Raw genomic sequence first — 17,013 nt, 5'->3', positions numbered from 1 at the left:
ATAATAGGCAATTAACGACTAGTTAAAGAGAAAAGACTTCCTTTGCAGGCAAATGGTCCCCCCAAGCATTAGATTGACTTTTCTCAACTCCAAATTTTACTTCATGAAACATCTTCGCATTCTCTCTTTCTTGCTGCTGCTGAGCAGCCTGCTTTTTACGGCCTGTAAAAAAGATGAGGCCAATTCGGGCATCTCTGGTACCCTAACCGATAGCCAGGGCGATGCGCTAGCGGGCGTGACCGTGACGGTTTACGATCTGGATGGGGCCGAAATCGCCAGCACTAGCTCGGAAGCTGACGGCAGCTATTACCTAGAAGGGGCGAGCAACGGTAGTATCGAGTTTATTAAGTTGGCTTACCGCAGTATTGAAGAAACTTTGAATGGCGAAGAGGAGCAAACGATTAACGCTTCTTTGCAAGATGATGCTTTTGTGTCTAGCTATTTTGGAACCGCCAATAACCTAGTCGATACTAGCGCGAACATCTTCCAGAGCAACTCGATTTTGCCCGCAAGCAGCGTCAATTTTGGTACGCAGGCCGTATTGAATAATAGCTGGTTTGTATCTACGAACTTTAAAGGGGCCGTGGACCCCAACGGCACAGCTTGGTACGATGGCTGGTCGTTTTATAGCCGAATTGTAGCGGGCAACACAACTTCTGCCGCTTTGCCCAGCAGTCGCCCTCTTCAAACTATTAGCGACAGCCTTTTGCAAAATGCAGCAGATTCGGTTTACTGGAGCAATGATACCACCTATGTACTGGACGGTTTTGTCTTTGTTGGCGATGGCCAAACACTCTTCATCGAAAAAGGGACAATTATCCAAGGTAAAGCAGGTTCTGGCGCCGATGCTTCGGCCCTTATTGTGGCCCGTGGAGGTAAATTGATAGCCGAAGGTACCGCCGCCGAACCAATTATTTTCACTTTTGAAGGCGACCAAGGCGGAACTGCCGCTACCGAACGCGCCCGCTGGGGTGGCCTGATCGTTTTAGGGAAAGCTAGCCTCAATTCTACTCCTGGCGAAACTCAAATTGAAGGGATTCCCAGCTCGGAAAGCCGTGGCCTTTATGGCGGAACCCTAGACAATGATAATTCTGGCGTAATTCGCTATGTTTCTATTCGTCATGGCGGCTCAAATATTGGCGCCGATAACGAAATCAACGGCCTTACGCTTGGCGGAGTAGGCAACGGAACGACTATCGAATATGTCGAAATTATCGGCAATAAGGATGATGGAATCGAATGGTTTGGCGGAACAGTAGATGCCAAATACCTGATCTCTGCTTACTGCGCCGATGATGCCCTAGATTATGACGAAGGCTACCGCGGCCGCAACCAGTTTGTGATCGTACACCAAAATGAAAATCCCAATGATGATGCCGACCGCGGAGGGGAACATGATGGCGGAACCAATCCCGAAACGGCCACGCCCTACGCTACGCCCATTTTTGCCAACGCCACTTTTGTGGGCAATCCCAATAGCCGCGCCGTCACTTTCCGTGACAATGCCGGCGGACAATATTACAACTCGATTTTCAGCGGTTTTGATCGCGGCATTGATATCGAAGACCTGATCGGTCAAGAACAAGATAGCTACAAACAATGGCAAGATGGTAACCTCAAAATTGAGGGCTGTTTCTTCCACAACATCAATGCGAGCAACATCTTCCGCACATCCAACTAAGTCAGTTTTTTCATAGGCTCAGCGTCTTTTAGGCGCTGGGCTTTTTTTATGATTTTTTGGGGCCTCCTGCCTGCGGCAGGCGCTACGTTTCAGGGCTCGCTATTCGCTCGGCCCTGCGGCCTAACGGCCTTGGTCTGCGGCTGCGCCGCCCCCTTTCACATCGCTAGGCCAAATGAAAGCTCTGCGCTTCGCGCCCTGCCCACCGTAAGATATCCTTTCCGTTTTCTTCAATAGCATTGATTATGAAACAATTTTTACTTATCATTTCCCTGCTTTTTATTAGCCTGGGTCTTACCCAAGCTCAAGAAAATAGCAATCTGGCCAGTATTACAGGCAAGGTTATAGAAGCTAGTTCTGGTTATCCCGTAATTGGGGCCACTGTTTTCCTACCCGATCTCAATGTTGGCGTAATTACCGATTTTGAAGGACAATACCGCATTCCAAACCTGCAAGCAGGGAGCTATAAGTTGCAATGCTCTTATTTGGGCTTTACGACTCAAACCGTAGAAGGTATTAGTCTTGAGGTAGGGCAAAATTTTCAAATCGATTTTTCTCTTCAAGAGGAGGCCTTGGCCCAAGATGAAGTGGTTGTTGAAGCCAAACAAATTCGCAATACAGCTAATGCTTTGCTGACCATCAAAAGACAATCGTCTCAAGTTTTAGATGGGGTTTCAGCCGCAGAAATCAAAAAAACAGGAGATAATGATGCCGCCGCCGCTATGCGCCGAATTACAGGGGTTACCGTTGAAGGAGGCAAATATGTATATGTGCGTGGACTAAGCGATCGCTATAGCAAAACTACACTAAATGGGGCCGAAATCCCCAGCCTAGACCCTAACCGAAACTCGGTCCAAATGGACCTTTTTCCCGCTAGCCTCATTGATAATATCCTCGTCTATAAATCTTTTAGCCCTAATCTTTATGGAGATTTTACTGGGGGCTATATTGATATTGAGACCAAGGATTTTCCAGAGCTCTTTAGTATCAATGCGAGTTGGTCTACTTCTTATAATACGGTCTCTAGCTTCAATCCCAATTTGAATAGCTATGCGGGCAGTAGCACAGACCTACTCGGATTTGATGATGGTCTTCGCCAATTACCAGCTACTATCCCCAATATTGAAGAGGGCCAATTACCCGAATTTGAACCCAATAGCTCCGCCAACTTTAATGCAGCAGATGCACAGACGATTGCTGCAGCTAGCCGCAGCTTTGCCAATAACTGGGAACAGTCGGGCCGTAGCCGCTTCCTCAATAGCCGGGCGTCTTTTTCTATTGGCAATCAAACTAAGCTTTTTGGGAAACCACTGGGCTTTATTGCCTCACTCAGTTATAGCCAGCAGGCTAGCGGCTATACCAACGGAAATTATGGAATTTATGAATTGGGCGGCAATAGCCAAACGACTAATCGCCTCACTTCTCAGCTTCAATTGGAGGAGCAGCTGGGCCGAGATGAAACGCTTTGGGGAGCCATGCTAGGCGCTAGCTATAAATTGAATAAAAATAATCAGCTTCGCCTAACTGTTTTGCGCAACCAAAGTGCAACCTCTACCGCCCGCTATGCAAAAGGAACCAAATTTAGAGATGATCCCGATGATGTCTTTATTAGCCAGTCATGGCGGTTTTTAGAGCGCAGTTTAGGGAGTTACCAATTAGGCGGAAAACATTTCATCCCTAAATGGAAAAACCTAGAGATCAAATGGCAAAGCGCTTATTCACTTTCTGCTCAAGATGAGCCCGACCTGCGCTATTTTACTTATCGCTATCGCCCTGATCAAGATCGCTATTTTTTAAAGTTAAGTAGTGATAATAGCCCTAGCCGCTTCTATCGAGAAATGAATGAAAGTACTTGGTCCAACCGAGTTGATTTTAGCTTGCCCTACAAACAATGGAATGGCCTTTCGGCTAAGCTGATGGCAGGAGCTAGCTATAATAGAAAGGCCAGAGTCTTTAGAGAAAACCGCATTGTCTTTCAGCAATCGGGGATTGTACCCTTCAATGGCAATTTGAGTGATTATTTTGCAGAAGAACAATTGGTCCAATATGATGCAGGCGAAAACCAATGGGCCAATAATGGCCAAGGTCTGTATGCCGATTCTGATATTGACCTCCAAAATAGCTATGATGCCCAACAAGATGTTTTGGGCCTCTACCTCATGACCGAACTGCCCCTAACTAAAAAGTTGCGCTTGGTTACGGGCCTAAGAATGGAGCAAACGCGCTTGAGTATGCTTTCACTAGATCCTAGTCTACAAGCTATTGATTCTTTGCATTTGGACCAATCTTCTCCTTTGCTCGAAAATTTGGACCTCTTGCCAGCCCTTAGCCTCAATTATGAGTTGAATGATAAAATGAAGTTGCGCTTCGCCTATTCTAGAACCTTGGCCCGCCCTAGTTTTAGAGAGTTGGCGCCTTATACCAACTTTGATGTAGATGGGGGCTATCTCTTGGCGGGTAATCCCAATTTGCAGCGCAGCCTAGCCGATAATATTGATCTGCGCTATGAATTTTATCCCAGCTTTGCAGAATTGATTTCGGTTACTGCTTTTTTCAAGCAGTTTTATAATCCTATCGAACGCACGTTTAATCCCACGGCACCCAACTCAGAGATTACTTTTCGTAATGTAGAAGAGGCCCAAATTTTAGGTTTGGAGCTAGAGCTGCGCAAAAACTTAGGCTTTATTGCCGCTCCACTCAAGAGCTTTAGCTTGGCAGCTAATTTTGCCTATATCTATTCAGAGACCAAAATTGATCCTTTAGAGTTAGCGGAAATTCGCGCTACTGTAGCCGATGCTAAGGATAGCCGCCCCATGTTTGGCCAGTCGCCTTATTCGGCCAACTTCCTTTTGGCCTATAAAAATGATTATGGCACAGAGGCCAATCTCGTCTTTAATGTTATTGGTCCTCGCATTTCCTTGATTGTTCGTGGGGGAACCCCCAATGTGTATGAGCAGCCTGTTCCCCTTTTGGGCTTCAACCTTGCTCAAGATTTGGGCAAGGGCTTCCGCCTCAGCTTCCGGGCAAACAATCTTTTGGGCAGTCGCTATCGGGAATCTTTGGAGTACAAAGGCAAAGAATACTTTATTCAGCGCTATGATTTGGGCCAAAGCTTTTCTTTGGGAGTCAACTATCGCTTTAATCGAGCCGCCGAATAGCGTCCTTTCTAGTTTGGCTTATCCTATATAGTATTAGCCCAAGCATTATTAAAATGCTTGGGCTTTTTTAGGTAGCTACTTAGCTATCTATCAACTAGCTTAGCTAAATTTAGCAGGGCCAATAATTGCTTAGGTTAAGGCATAAAAAATCCCCTCCGAGGAGGGGATGATGTTTTATATGGCCTAGCGATGTGCAGCAGTGGCCGTCAGGCCAGACCAAGGCGGCAAAGCCGCCGCAGGGCCGAGCGAATAGCGAGCTGCGGAACGTAGCGCCCGCCGCAGGCGGGAGGCCCCAAAACCTTATCCTTTTTGGATAGAAAAGCTCATTCCAGCTTTAGGGATAAAGAGGTTTTTGCCTTTAGCTTCAAAGGCGGCTTTAGCTTCTTTATGATCGATAGTAATAAAGCCAAAAGTATCGAAATGGACACCGACGATTGTATTACATTCGATAAAATCGGAGGCAATGATGGCATGTTCGTAGCTCATTGTAAAATTGTCACCGATAGGGAGCAGGGCAAAATCGAGTTTGGGATAGAGCATAGGAATCAGCTTCATATCCATAGTTAGGGCCGTATCTCCGGCAAAGTAGAAGGTCCCATCATTGGAGCTAATGACGAAGCCCATGGGGTTGCCGCCATAGCTGCCATCGGGCAGGGCAGAAGAGTGGACGGCAGTGGTGCAATGGACCGTAAACTCGCCAAAATTCCATTTGCCGCCGATATTCATGGGGTGAGTATTTTCGATTCCTTGTTTTTGTAGCCATTCGGCCACCTCATAGATAGCGACCACCTTAGCGCCAGTGCGTTGGGCAATACTCACGGCATCGCTGACATGATCGGCATGTCCGTGCGAGAGTAAAATATAATCGGGTTCCAAATCATCTGCAGAAATGCTAGCTTCTTGGGCTAGGGGATTTGGGGTAATAAAGGGATCAAAAAGTAGTTTTTTACCGCCTAATTCTACCATAAAAGCAGAGTGGCCGTAGTAGGTGATTTTCATAAGGCAAAATAATTTCTGAGGTAAACGGAATAAGCGAAGTGGTATTAGGGCTTCGCGACTGAGCTAATTTAAGCTTTTCCCTATTTTTACCTAGTTTTTTTAAGAACTTTGGCCTTTGGGGCTTGTTCCCTTTTTATTTAAAGCCAAAGAAGTACCGTATAGGGCTTCTATTAGTATATATATTTATGATTGTAGTAATTTCGGGGACCAATCGTCCCAACAGCAAAACAAGAATCGTCGCAGAAGCGGCCTTTGCTCATTTTCAAGAAAAGGCAGAAGAAGAGGTACGCTTTTTTAGTTTGGAAGAGTTGCCCGATGATGTTTTACATATAGATATGTATGACCCTCAGCAGCAATCTCCTGCTTTGCAAGAGATTCAAGAGCGATATTTGATTGCGCCCGACAAGTTATTTATCGTTATGCCAGAGTACAATGGAAGTTATCCTGGGGTGCTCAAATTATTTTTGGATGCCTGTTCGGTTTATGCTTATAAAGAAACATTTCAGGGCGGTAAGAAAGCTGGCTTAGTGGGAGTAGCTGCTGGTCGAGCGGGCAATTTGCGTGGAATGGAGCATTTGACGGGAGCGCTCAATTATTTGGAGTTGGTGGTCATGCCTCAAAAGTTGCCTATTTCAAGTATTGGGGGCCAAATTGATGAGGAAGGAAAACTACGAGCGCCTAGCCTAAAGGCCCTAGAGGAGCAGGTAGAGCGTTTCTTGGCCTTTTAGGAACTCTTTTGCGAGAAAAGCTTTAACTTGGGGGAAACAAATCTCCAAATTCTATGCGTGGTATTCAATATCTCAATGATAGCAGTGGCCGAAGAATAAAGGCCGTGATCGACCTCAAAAAGTACGGAAAAGAGTTTGAGGCTTTCGTGAAAAGTTTAGAAGCTGCAGAAAATAGCAATAATAATAGCAACTCAGGAATGAGTAGCCCCTTTGGCAGCAATCCTGTTGCTGGAGATAATATTGCCTATATGGGCAGTTCGGCTAGTAAGCAAGTCAAAGTAAATGCCCTGATCGCCAAAGCCCAAAGCTTTTATGGTACGCCCTACCGCACGGGAGGAACTACGGCTAGTGGGATGGATTGTTCGGGCCTGACCCAAACGGTGTTTAAAACCATTGGGGTCCAAATTCCAAGAGTATCCAGAGATCAAGCTCGCACTGGCCAAGCTGTGAAGTTTGATGATGCCCAAGCTGGGGATCTCATCTTTTTTGCTACGGGTACCCCCAACCGCATCAATCATGTAGGGGTGGTTTCTTCTAATGTCAATGGAGAAGTGAAATTTATTCACGCTTCTTCTAGCCGTGGCGTAATGGAAGCTTCAATGAATAATAATTATTGGCGAAAAGTCTATATGGGTTTGCGCAGAGTACTTTAAGTTGCTCCAATCAGCAAAACGATTTTCGAATCTGTTCTCCTGCAAGCAAGCTCTGAGCTCAGAGCTTGCTTGTTTAATTTTTATCCTATGCGTTTATATCTTCCTTTTTTATTGAGCCTTTTTCTGCTCAGTACAGCCTGCCATCGCCCGCCAGGCAAACTCAAAAAAGAACGGCCCGAATCTGTGGCCCTGCATTTTATGCACGCCTTTTTAGATGGCGATTTTGAGAAGGCCGAGCAATTGTCTACTCCCGAATCTAAAGAAATCTTGGTCTTTTTTGAGCAAACCCTCAATGCCGTGACCGAAAGCGAGCAAAAAGCTATGAGAGCCGAAGCCGCCGAAAATAAAAAGCGCATCAAAACAGCCGAATGCGAATTGCTTTCTAGCCAAGAAGCCCTCTGCTCTTTTTGCTGCGATCAGGCTGGCCAAAAATTATCAGGTAGCCAAATGCGGCTGCTTCGCCAAGAAGATGATAGCTGGAAGGTGGTCCTCGAACTGCCCGAAGCTCCCGATCTATAAATCACCCCTTTTTTTGATTATTAACTATGAATATTAGACTCCTACATCGCGACGAAATTGATTTGCCTCGCTGGAATGGTTGCGTGCACTACGCCCCAAATAGCCTGATTTATGGCTATGCCTGGTATCTCGATAATGTAGCCGATAATTGGTGGGGCCTAGTGGAAGATGATTATCAATCCGTTTTTCCCTTGCCCTGGAATGATAAACTCTTTGGCATCAAACGCCTATACCAACCTCCACTTTGCCAACAGTTGGGCCTATTTACCGTAAACGGCTTCTCCGAAGCCCGCATTAAGGCCTTTCTACAGGCTATCCCAAAAGAATTTAAGCATAGCCAGCTGGCCTTTAATGATAGTATGAGTGCTATCCAACGCTTGTCAGATTATAAGGTGGTGGAACGACCCAATTATCTACTGCCCCTCAACCAAGCTTATGAAAAACTCTATGAAAAATATAGCAGCAACCATAAGCGAAATATCAAAAAGGGCGAAAAAGCGAATCTATTTGCCACCAGCTCGATCAAACCTGAGGATTTTGTGGCCCAATTAGAACAAGAGATGCTTCGAAAAGGGGAGCAGTTCCCACAGGCTACCTACCATGCCGCTTTGCGCATTATCTATAATGCCCTGCACCGCGGCCAAGGCTTCTTTATGCTTTGCCTCAATGAACAAAAGGAGGTCTGCGCAGCCGTTTTTTGGCTGCTCAATGGCGCCCGATATATCAATCTACTCAATTATACCACTCCCGCAGGCAAAGAGGTTGGCGCTATGCCTTACCTCATAGACCTCTTTATTCAGGGCCAAGCCAATAAGCCCATGTTTATTGACTTTGAGGGCTCTAGCATCCCCGGAATTGCCCGCTTTTATGAGGGCTTCGGCGCCGAAAATATGCCTTTCTATCAATGGACCGAAAATCGCCTCCCTTGGTGGATCCGCTGGAAGGGCTAGCTGTTTGGGGCCTCCGCAGCAAAGCTGCGGCGCTACGTTGCAGGGCTCGCAGGTCTGCTCGGCCCTGCGTCGCCTTCGGCTCCTTGGTCTGGCCTAACGGCCACCCTTTCACATCGCTAGGCCAGTCGCTTCGCTCCTTTGCGGCGGCTTCGCCGCCTGTAGGACGCCATGGGCCAAAGTTCTTCCTGCATTCTTTTTGCTATGGCCCTAAAAATTATATTTTTGTGAGCGCTATTCCCTTGCTCGGAATGGCCTTTCTTATCTAAGATAATTCATCTACTTTATGCAACAATATATTAAGGATTTTGCACAGCTCGTAGGCCATGAGGTTTGTGTCAAAGGTTGGGTAACCAAAATCCGCAAAAGTAAAACGGCTTGCTTTGCCGACTTTAGAGATGGTTCTGGCTTTACCCAAGCCGTTTTTGCCCTAGAAAGCCTAGGCGAAGAACAATTTGAGTTGGCCAAAACGCTAACCCTAGAAAGTTCATTGGCCATTACAGGCCAGCTCATCCGAAATGAAAAGAGCTTGGGCGGTTATGAACTTCAAGTGAGCAGCTTCGAGATTTACCATAATGCAGAAGGCTATCCCATCACAAAATCTGATGAGGAGATGGGCGTAAAGTTTTTGAGCGATAAACGCCACCTTTGGCTCCGCAGCCGCCGCCAATGGGCCATTATGCGTTTGCGCAACCAGCTGATTATGAGCATTCACAATTTCTTCCAATCAGAGGATTTTGTGCAAATGGATGCCCCTTTGCTCACGGGCAGCGCCTGTGAAGGCACTACCGACCTTTTTGAGACCGACTTTTTTGGCCAACCCGCCTATTTGTCTCAATCGGGCCAGCTTTATGGAGAGGCCATGGCTATGGCTATGGGCAAGATTTACACCTTTGGTCCCACCTTCCGTGCAGAAAAATCAAATACGCCCCGCCACTTATCTGAGTTTTGGATGATTGAGCCCGAAATGGCCTTTTATACCAATGAGGATAATATGAACTTGATCGAGCGCTTTATCAAGTCAGTTATTGGCGAGGTCCTTTATCGTTGTAAAGATGAGCTAGAGGTATTGGGCCGAGATACCAGCAGCCTCGAAAAAGTAGTGGCCGAAACCTTCCCTAGAGTAGCTTATAGCGATGCCGTGAAAATTTTGCGTGGAGAGCTAGAGGTCAATGGCAAAAATGCCATCAAATTGCAGGAAGAAGATTTGGCCCAAGCCACGGCCCGCCTAGCTGAAATCCAAGCAGAGATTGCAGAAAGAGAGGAAGCTATTGCTGCAGGCATGAAAAAAGGCGCGCGCAAATTCAATGAAGGAAAAATTTTGGCCCTAAGAGGAGAGGCCAAAGAATTGGAAGAGAAGCAGCGTCATATTCCAGACTGGATCGAGTCAGCCAAAAACTTTGAAGATGGCGAAGACTTTGGTAACTCGGATGAAACCGTATTGACCAGAGTATTCTCTACGCCTGTGATGGTGTATAACTGGCCCGCCAAAATCAAATCTTTCTATATGAAAGAAGTAGATGGCGATCCTTCTTTGGTTAAGGGGGTAGACCTCTTGGCTCCTGATGGTTATGGCGAGATTGTGGGAGGTTCTGAGCGGGAAACCAGCCTAGACGTTTTGGTCCGCAAAATTGCTGAGCACAACTTAGATCAAGACGACTTTGAGTGGTATTTGGACCTTCGTCGTTTTGGTTCTGTGCCTCATTCTGGTTTTGGTTTGGGCCTAGAGCGTTTGGTTCGTTGGGTTTGTGGCCTCAACCACGTTAGAGAGACCTTGCCTTTCCAGCGTCGTTATGGACAAATTAAGCCTTAAGGCTAATAGCATAATAAAAAGAGCGCCTAGTTTCTGTGTAGAGACTAGGCGCTTTTTTATGTGTTTAGCAGGCGGCGAAGCCGCCGCAAAGGAGCGCAGCGACTCGGCTGAGGGATGGAAAGGGGGGCGGCGTAGCCGCAGACCCAAGGCAGGCATCGCCTGCCTGCAGGGCCGAGCAGTCTTGCGAGCCACGACACAGCCCGGCCCGCCCATAGGGCGGGACAGCCCCAAAAACAAATTAACTAAGTAATTGATAGCTTAAAAAGGCCAGTAAATAGGCGAGGCCCGTCATGTAGAGCAGTTGTAGCAGCGGCCATTTCCAAGAGCGAGTTTCTTTGTAGACCACGGCTAGGGTGCTCATACATTGCATAGCAAAGACGTAGAAGACCAGTAGAGAAATGCCTGTGGGCAGGCTGTAAACTGCTTTTTGGCTATCTTCAAAGCGTTCGGCTCGCATCCTTTCGATCAGGGAATTTTCTTCGGGTTCGCTGCCCATACTATATATAGTACCCATTGTGCCGACAAAAACCTCGCGGGCGGCAAAAGAGGCCAGCAAGCCGATGCCAATTTTCCAGTCGTAGCCGAGTGGGCGGATAGCGGGTTCGATGGCGTGGCCGAGATGGCCGAGATAGCTAGCGGATAATTTTTCGGCGGCCATGTTTTGGGCCAATTCGCTTTCATTTTGGCTCATTTGCTGGGCGCGTTCTTCGGCGGCCTGCATCGCTTCGCTGGGGCCGTAGCTACCTAGAATCCAGAGTAAAATCGAGAGGGCTAGAATCACTTTACCGGCTTCTAGGACAAAAGATTTCGATTTTTGGTAGGCGGTGAGAAAGACATTTTGCCAGCGGGGCCATTTATAGCTGGGAAGATCAATCACAAAAGGGTTTTGGTCCTTTTTGGGCAGGATAAAGCGGAGGGCGAGGCCCGTGAGCAGGGCGCCGATTACGCCAAGGAGATAAAGGCCCAGCATGGCGAGACCTTTCCAGCCAAAGCCCCAGCTATTGCCATCGGGAATCACGAGAGCGATCAGGATAACATAAACGGGCAGGCGGGCGGCGCAGCTAATCATGGGGCTGACAAAAATGGTGGCCATGCGTTCTCGCCAGCTACCGATATTTCGGGCGGCCATTACGGCAGGAATAGCGCAGGCGGCTCCAGAAAGGAGGGGGAGCACACTTTGTCCGCTCAGGCCAAAAAAGCGCATGGGTTTATCCATTAGGAAAACCACTCTAGAGATGTAGCCCGTTTCTTCGAGGATCGAGAGGGCAAAAAAGAGGATAGCAATTTGGGGGACAAAAATCACGACTCCGCCGATGCCGGGGATAATCCCCTCTGTAATCAGTTCATTGATTGGGCCAGCGGGAAGGAGATTAGAAATAAGGCTAGCTAGGGCTCCTGTACCTTCATCGATCAGGCCCATAGGCCAATCGGCCAGGCTAAAAATCAGTTGAAAAATGCCAAAGAGGACCGTAAGGTAGATGAGATAGCCAGCGATGGGGTGGCTGGTCCATTGATCTAAGAAATGGGACCAATTGCGTTTGGTCTCGGCTTTTTTTCGGGCCTTTTTAAGTTGCGGGCGAATTTGGTCGAGTCGTTTTTGGCTATCGGCCAATTGGGCTTCATAGTTAGCGGCTTGGATCAAAGTTCGGAAATCGGCATCGGCCAGAGGGGGTTCTTGGGCGAGTAGTTGTTCAATGGCATTGGGAATTCGGTCAAGGCCAGATCCTTGGCGGGCATTGATACGGAGAGGTTCTTGGCCAAGGAGGGGAATAAGTTCGAGAGTATCAAACTGAAACCCTTGTCCCTCTGCTTGGTCGAGCATATTGAGTAGAGGCAAAACGGGAATGCCCATCGCTAGTGCTTGTTGGGCCAAGAGCAAGCTTCTTTCGAGATGGCTAGCATCAAGGACAAGAAGTAGGAGGTCAAAGCTTTCTTCTTCCAATGCTTTGATCACGACTTCTTCATCGGGTGATTTAGCGAAGAGGCTATAAAGACCAGGAAGGTCAGTCAGTTGGCCTTCTAGGTTTTGGAGTTGAATTTTGCCCACTTTCTTCTCTACGGTAACGCCAGGAAAGTTGCCGACCTTTTGTTGGAGGCCAGTTAGTTGGTTAAAGAGAGAAGTTTTGCCCACATTAGGGGGGCCGAGCAGGGCGATATTTAAGTTCTTATTGGCTACTGTATCCATATTTCTTTGGCTTCTGCTGGCCCAATGGCCAATTGTTGCAAATTATCGGCTAGTTCGAGGAGTAGGGGACCAGCTAGAGGGGCTCTTTTGAGGAGGCGAAATTTAGCGGCGGGAAAGAGGCCCATCTCCATAAGTTTTAGGCTGAGCAAAGGGGAGTCGCTGCGGAGAAAGGTCAGTTGTTCTCCGGCTTTGGCTTCCCATAGTCGGCGTTCTGAAGAATTCTGAGTCATATATTATTATAGTATTGCAGTAAGTTTGTTTGCAAATTTAGACTAAATCTACAAAAGCCCCAAAAAAAGATCATTTTGTCTTTTTTTTGGCTTGGCTAAATTAGTGAAAAAGAGGGAAGGGGCAAAGTCAGGGGCTAAAATGCCCTAATGGGCTAAAAAAATATCCGCCTACAATACTGTAGGCGGATATTGGAAAAAGGAAAAGAGGGACAAATTAGGGTTCCATCATCCAACGTTGGAGTTGGGGGTTTTTAGCTTGTCCATTTTTTTTGATGAAATAGTTGGCATAGCTACCTAGAGATTGGAATTTAAACTCGACATAATGGTCGCCAATTTTTTTGGCTACCCATTCTTGAATATAGCGAGATTTTTTTTCCTCTTTAGCGGCCATTTGGATGCGGCTATAATCATCTTCGAGATTTGCGACATGGGGAATAGTTCTATTTCGGATTTTAATGAGGGAGTATTCTTTTTCTCCAAAGGGGGTACTGTACTCAATTGCTTCAGAGATTTCCCCTTTTTTAAGTTTTTCGATAGCGAAATAGACTTCGGGGTTAAGGTCTCCTAGCTCCCAGTAAGGTTCTCCAGTTTGGGGATTCATCATAGCGCCGTTTCGGGTTTTACTAAATTCATCTTCTGAAAAACGTTGAACAGCTTGGTCAAAAGTAAAAGAATCGAGTAAGATAAGGGAGCGGATGCTATCGGCTTGTTGTTTAGCTCGTTCTTCATCGGCAGGGGTGAGTTCTGCTTTAATGAGAATATGGCGGGTATGGATATTATTACCTAAGCGTTCGAGCAGTTGGATAATATGGTAGCCATATTCAGATTTAACGAGTTCAGAGACTTCATTTTCATCGAGTTGGTAGGCTGCGGCTTCAAATTCTGGAACAAAGCTACCTCGGTTAGTGATACCTAAATCTCCACCTCGGGCGCCAGAGCCAGGGTCTTGTGAGTATTGCTTGGCTAATTCGGCAAAGTCGGCGCCATTGAGAATTTCTTGGCGGATGCGTTCTGCTTCTTGGCGGGCTCTCTCATCTTCTTGCTCATTGACTTTGGGGTTGATTACAATTTGGGCAAGCTCTACGGTAGAGTTAAAGTAGGGTAAGCTATCTTGGGGAATTTTGTTAAAGAAAGTTTGGACTTCTTTGGGGGTCACTGTAACAGATTGCATGATGTTCGATGACATTCTTTGTACAACCATTTGTTTACGCATACTTTCTCGCATATCATTTTTGACCTCATCGGGAGTTTTGCCATAATAAGCTTTAAACTGTTCAGGGTCATTATTCATATATCGAAGTATCTCTGAGATACGAGAATCTAATTGGCCTTCAATTTCTACGGCGGAGACGGTAAAGCTATCGCGTTCTGCCTCTGCGAGGACGACTGCATTCGTCAGTAGCTGATCTAAGATGACTGCTCGGGCATTTTCAGGTGGGGCTTCTTTTGTTCTAGATAGGAGTAAGCGATATTGAGCTTCGATATCAGAAACAAGAATGGGTTCATTGCCTACAAGGGCGACTACTCGGTCAATTTGCTGTTGAGCAAATAGGCTACTACTCAGTAGCAGGCAACAGAAAAGGAGTCTATACATCATAATAGTTAATAATCATTAGCATTTAGGGGTAAACAGATTGTTTATAGCCTTGCAACGCAAGAAGCGAAAGGAAGGATGGGTTTAGAAGCGTTCAAAAACATTACCTTCCTTAGCTTTGGTGCGGGCTTCTTTTCGGACCTGATCAAGGATAAGTTGACGTCTTTGGTGAAGAATAATTCTAGAAATTTCGTCTTGGACCTCGGGTAGGGGAGCGGGTTCATCTTTATCTTTATATTCAAAGACCTTGCAGAGATAAACATATTTGCTATCGCTACGATCAAAAACGCGATCTTTTTCGAGATAACTAGAAGGTAGGCGATTTTCGGGTAGGCGGTCAGCTACTCGTTTATATTTTACCCAGCGGTCTTTTTCTAGGGCAAAGACCATTTGACTTTCATTGGACAAGCAAAATTGCTTTACTTTTTCTTCATCGCTTTTTTTGTCAGATTTGAACCAATTGCGAAGTTTGTCTACGCCTTCTAGTTTTCTAGGAACACGGATAAAGTGGCAGCGGAGCCAGCTTTCTCCAGCGATGTATTGATCTTTATTGGCATTATAGTATTGGGCCAATTGGACAGGAGTAACTGTAGTATCTAATTCTCGGTTGATTAGTTCTTGCTCAAAATAGGCAATGACTAAAGATGCTTTATAGCTTTCTGCTAGGCGGTCAATGCGCTGAGCTTCTTTGGCCGGCAGCTGTTTTTGGGCCACACCAAGAAGCATTTGGTCCATAATCCATTTATCAATATAGAGTTCAGCTTGCTGAGCGCTATCTTTAGGTGATAGTCCCTTGCCAATACCATCTAGAGCAGAGGCATATAGGTAATTATCATAAACTCTTGCTAAAGGATTTTCTTCTGTAGGGGCTTCTGGGCCATTATTACAGGCTTGGACAACTAGCCCAAAGAAGAGTAGGGCAAGAAAAGGGCGGTAGTAGCTCATAGAATCAATTGCTAAAGAAGGTGGTATAAAATCAAGGGGCAAAGATAAGAAGTTTTCCATCGAATTTGGTGGTGAGCCCTTTTAGGCTACTGTTTTTAGCTGGATTCTAAGGGAAAAGCTGAGGGCAGATAGACAAAGCTGCCTAAAAAAACCGTTCTTTGCCAAAAAAATATCAATGACAAAAACCGATTCTCGCAAGGCCTTTATTGCTTTGGCTTTGGTGAGCTTTTTTTGGGGAACGACCTATTTGGCAACCCGTATAGGTGTAAAAGAGGCACACGGACTTTTTCTCTCTTCTGTTCGACAATGCACAGCTGGTGTTTCACTGATCGCTTTTATGTGGGCAAGAGGTGCAATGCTTCCTAAAGGAAAGGCATTACTACATACTATTATTATAGGGCTGATGCTTTTGGGGGCCGGAAATGCCTTGATGACTTGGGCACTACAATATGTAGAAAGTGGATTCGCTTCTGTGGTTTCTGCTAGTGGACCAATCTTTATTGCGCTCTTTAGCCATTTTATGATTCGGCCACTGCCCTGGTCACCCAAGTTAATAGGGGGAATGGCTTTAGGCATGCTAGGAATTCTAGGTGTTTTCTCTAATTACCTCGATAGCTTTGATCAAAGTCCCAATTTTTCCTTAGGCTTACTCATTATGTTTGGAGCTACTTTGTTTTGGTCTTTGGGCTCTGTCTTTGCCGCTAAATGGAAGCCAGATACTTCTTTATTGATGGGCGCTGGCTTGCAAATGTTTTCTGGAGGTCTTTTTACAGCCATTATTTGCTCTTTCTTTAGTTGGGACCAACTCGTTTTTGGCGAGTTGAGTATGCAGTTTTGGGGATCGATTTTATATCTAGTGGTTTTTGGCTCTTTTATCGCCTATTCCGCCTATATATATGTAATGGAGCATTTACCTCCTACTCAAGCGGCTTTGAGTGCTTATATCAATCCTATTGTTGCTGTGATTGCTGGAGCTCTTGTTTTAGGCGAGCGCCTGACCTGGCTTACCCTAATCGGAATGTTATTGACCATTTTAGGCGTCTATTTGGTGAATCAATGCTTTAAAACAGCCAATAAGAAGATGACAGCAGCTGCTGAAGAAGTTTTGGAATTAGATAAGGAGGTTGTTTAGGGGCTTTGCCTTGTAGCGCTACGTTTACTCCCATTGGTCGTCGAAGACGGACTAAAGTCCTTGTTGTCGCAGCTCGCTGCTGTTTAGGGGCCTCCGCCTCGCTTTGCTCGTCGGCGCTACGTTTCGCAGCTCGCTATTACTTGCTTCGCTGCGTCGGCTCCCTTTGGTCGGGTCGCTCGGCCCTTCGTCGCTTTGCTCCTTGGTCTGGCCTTCGGCCACTGCTACACATCGCTAGGCCACTGCTCAGCTAGAAGCCGCTCTGCGTCTACAAGCTTCGCAGCAGATTGACCCGGCCGGCGGTAGTCGGCGGCCAGGGGAGTTTTCTGCTATATATATAGTATAGGCTCAAAATGTTTCATTTCAGTTTTGGCTCCCCCTTTCGCCGCCTCCGCCTGGGGGCTGTGCTCCTTTGGCCTTGGGGGCCAAAGCGCC

At 46.5% G+C, this 17,013-nt stretch carries 13 protein-coding genes; 8 read left to right on the top strand and 5 right to left on the bottom strand.

The features are described 5' to 3' along the window. Positions 1-103 precede the first annotated feature (103 nt). Both PPO43_RS07410 and PPO43_RS07405 read left to right on the top strand, forming a co-directional pair. A complete protein-coding gene (locus PPO43_RS07410; protein ID WP_272621170.1) occupies positions 104-1,681 on the top strand; it encodes a carboxypeptidase-like regulatory domain-containing protein in 1,578 nt (525 codons plus the stop codon). A 242-nt stretch (positions 1,682-1,923) separates the two neighbouring features. Continuing rightward, positions 1,924-4,836, top strand: coding sequence for a TonB-dependent receptor (locus PPO43_RS07405; protein WP_272621169.1), 2,913 nt, complete (start codon positions 1,924-1,926; stop codon positions 4,834-4,836). 300 nt (positions 4,837-5,136) lie between these two features. On the opposite strand, the gene PPO43_RS07400 is transcribed toward PPO43_RS07405, so the two are convergent. Then, positions 5,137-5,835 (bottom strand): metal-dependent hydrolase, encoded by a 699-nt coding sequence (locus tag PPO43_RS07400; protein WP_272621168.1) that lies wholly within the window; start codon positions 5,833-5,835, stop codon positions 5,137-5,139. Positions 5,836-6,020: 185 nt separating this feature from the next. Here PPO43_RS07400 and PPO43_RS07395 point away from each other — a divergent pair, with 185 nt between their 5' ends. From PPO43_RS07395 to PPO43_RS07375, 5 genes are all read left to right on the top strand, one after another. Continuing rightward, positions 6,021-6,563, top strand: coding sequence for an NADPH-dependent FMN reductase (locus PPO43_RS07395; RefSeq protein ID WP_272621167.1), 543 nt, complete (start codon positions 6,021-6,023; stop codon positions 6,561-6,563). Positions 6,564-6,616: 53 nt separating this feature from the next. Beyond that, positions 6,617-7,216 carry a C40 family peptidase gene (locus PPO43_RS07390; protein ID WP_272621166.1) on the top strand — a complete coding sequence of 200 codons (600 nt, stop codon included), beginning with the start codon at positions 6,617-6,619 and terminating at the stop codon, positions 7,214-7,216. Positions 7,217-7,303: 87 nt separating this feature from the next. Then, a complete protein-coding gene (locus PPO43_RS07385) occupies positions 7,304-7,735 on the top strand; it encodes a hypothetical protein (RefSeq protein ID WP_272621165.1) in 432 nt (143 codons plus the stop codon). 26 nt (positions 7,736-7,761) lie between these two features. After that, positions 7,762-8,685, top strand: a complete 924-nt coding sequence (locus PPO43_RS07380) for a hypothetical protein (RefSeq protein ID WP_272621164.1) — start codon at positions 7,762-7,764, stop codon at positions 8,683-8,685. Positions 8,686-8,968: 283 nt separating this feature from the next. Further along, a complete protein-coding gene (locus tag PPO43_RS07375; protein ID WP_272621163.1) occupies positions 8,969-10,495 on the top strand; it encodes an asparagine--tRNA ligase in 1,527 nt (508 codons plus the stop codon). 238 nt (positions 10,496-10,733) lie between these two features. On the opposite strand, the gene feoB is transcribed toward PPO43_RS07375, so the two are convergent. From feoB to PPO43_RS07355, 4 genes are all read right to left on the bottom strand, one after another. Beyond that, complete coding sequence (feoB, locus tag PPO43_RS07370) at positions 10,734-12,680, bottom strand: ferrous iron transporter B (RefSeq protein WP_272621162.1); 1,947 nt, start codon at positions 12,678-12,680, stop codon at positions 10,734-10,736. Then, entirely contained in the window at positions 12,668-12,910 is a 243-nt protein-coding gene (locus tag PPO43_RS07365; protein ID WP_272621161.1) for a FeoA family protein, read from the bottom strand. Before PPO43_RS07365 ends, feoB begins: the two co-directional genes overlap by 13 nt. A 214-nt stretch (positions 12,911-13,124) precedes the next feature. After that, positions 13,125-14,507 carry a peptidylprolyl isomerase gene (locus PPO43_RS07360; RefSeq protein ID WP_272621160.1) on the bottom strand — a complete coding sequence of 461 codons (1,383 nt, stop codon included), beginning with the start codon at positions 14,505-14,507 and terminating at the stop codon, positions 13,125-13,127. 81 nt (positions 14,508-14,588) lie between these two features. Beyond that, the gene (locus tag PPO43_RS07355; protein ID WP_272621159.1) at positions 14,589-15,509 is read right to left on the bottom strand and encodes a hypothetical protein; all 921 of its coding nucleotides are present in this window, start codon (positions 15,507-15,509) and stop codon (positions 14,589-14,591) included. A 115-nt stretch (positions 15,510-15,624) separates the two neighbouring features. Here PPO43_RS07355 and PPO43_RS07350 point away from each other — a divergent pair, with 115 nt between their 5' ends. Beyond that, positions 15,625-16,581: a DMT family transporter gene (locus tag PPO43_RS07350; protein WP_272621158.1), complete on the top strand. Its 957-nt coding sequence runs from the start codon at positions 15,625-15,627 to the stop codon at positions 16,579-16,581. The last annotated feature ends 432 nt before the right edge of the window (positions 16,582-17,013 follow it).

This window comes from Saprospira sp. CCB-QB6 (assembly GCF_028464065.1).
In the GTDB taxonomy this organism is placed as follows: domain Bacteria; phylum Bacteroidota; class Bacteroidia; order Chitinophagales; family Saprospiraceae; genus Saprospira.
This window is presented reverse-complemented; position numbering and strand designations above follow the sequence as displayed.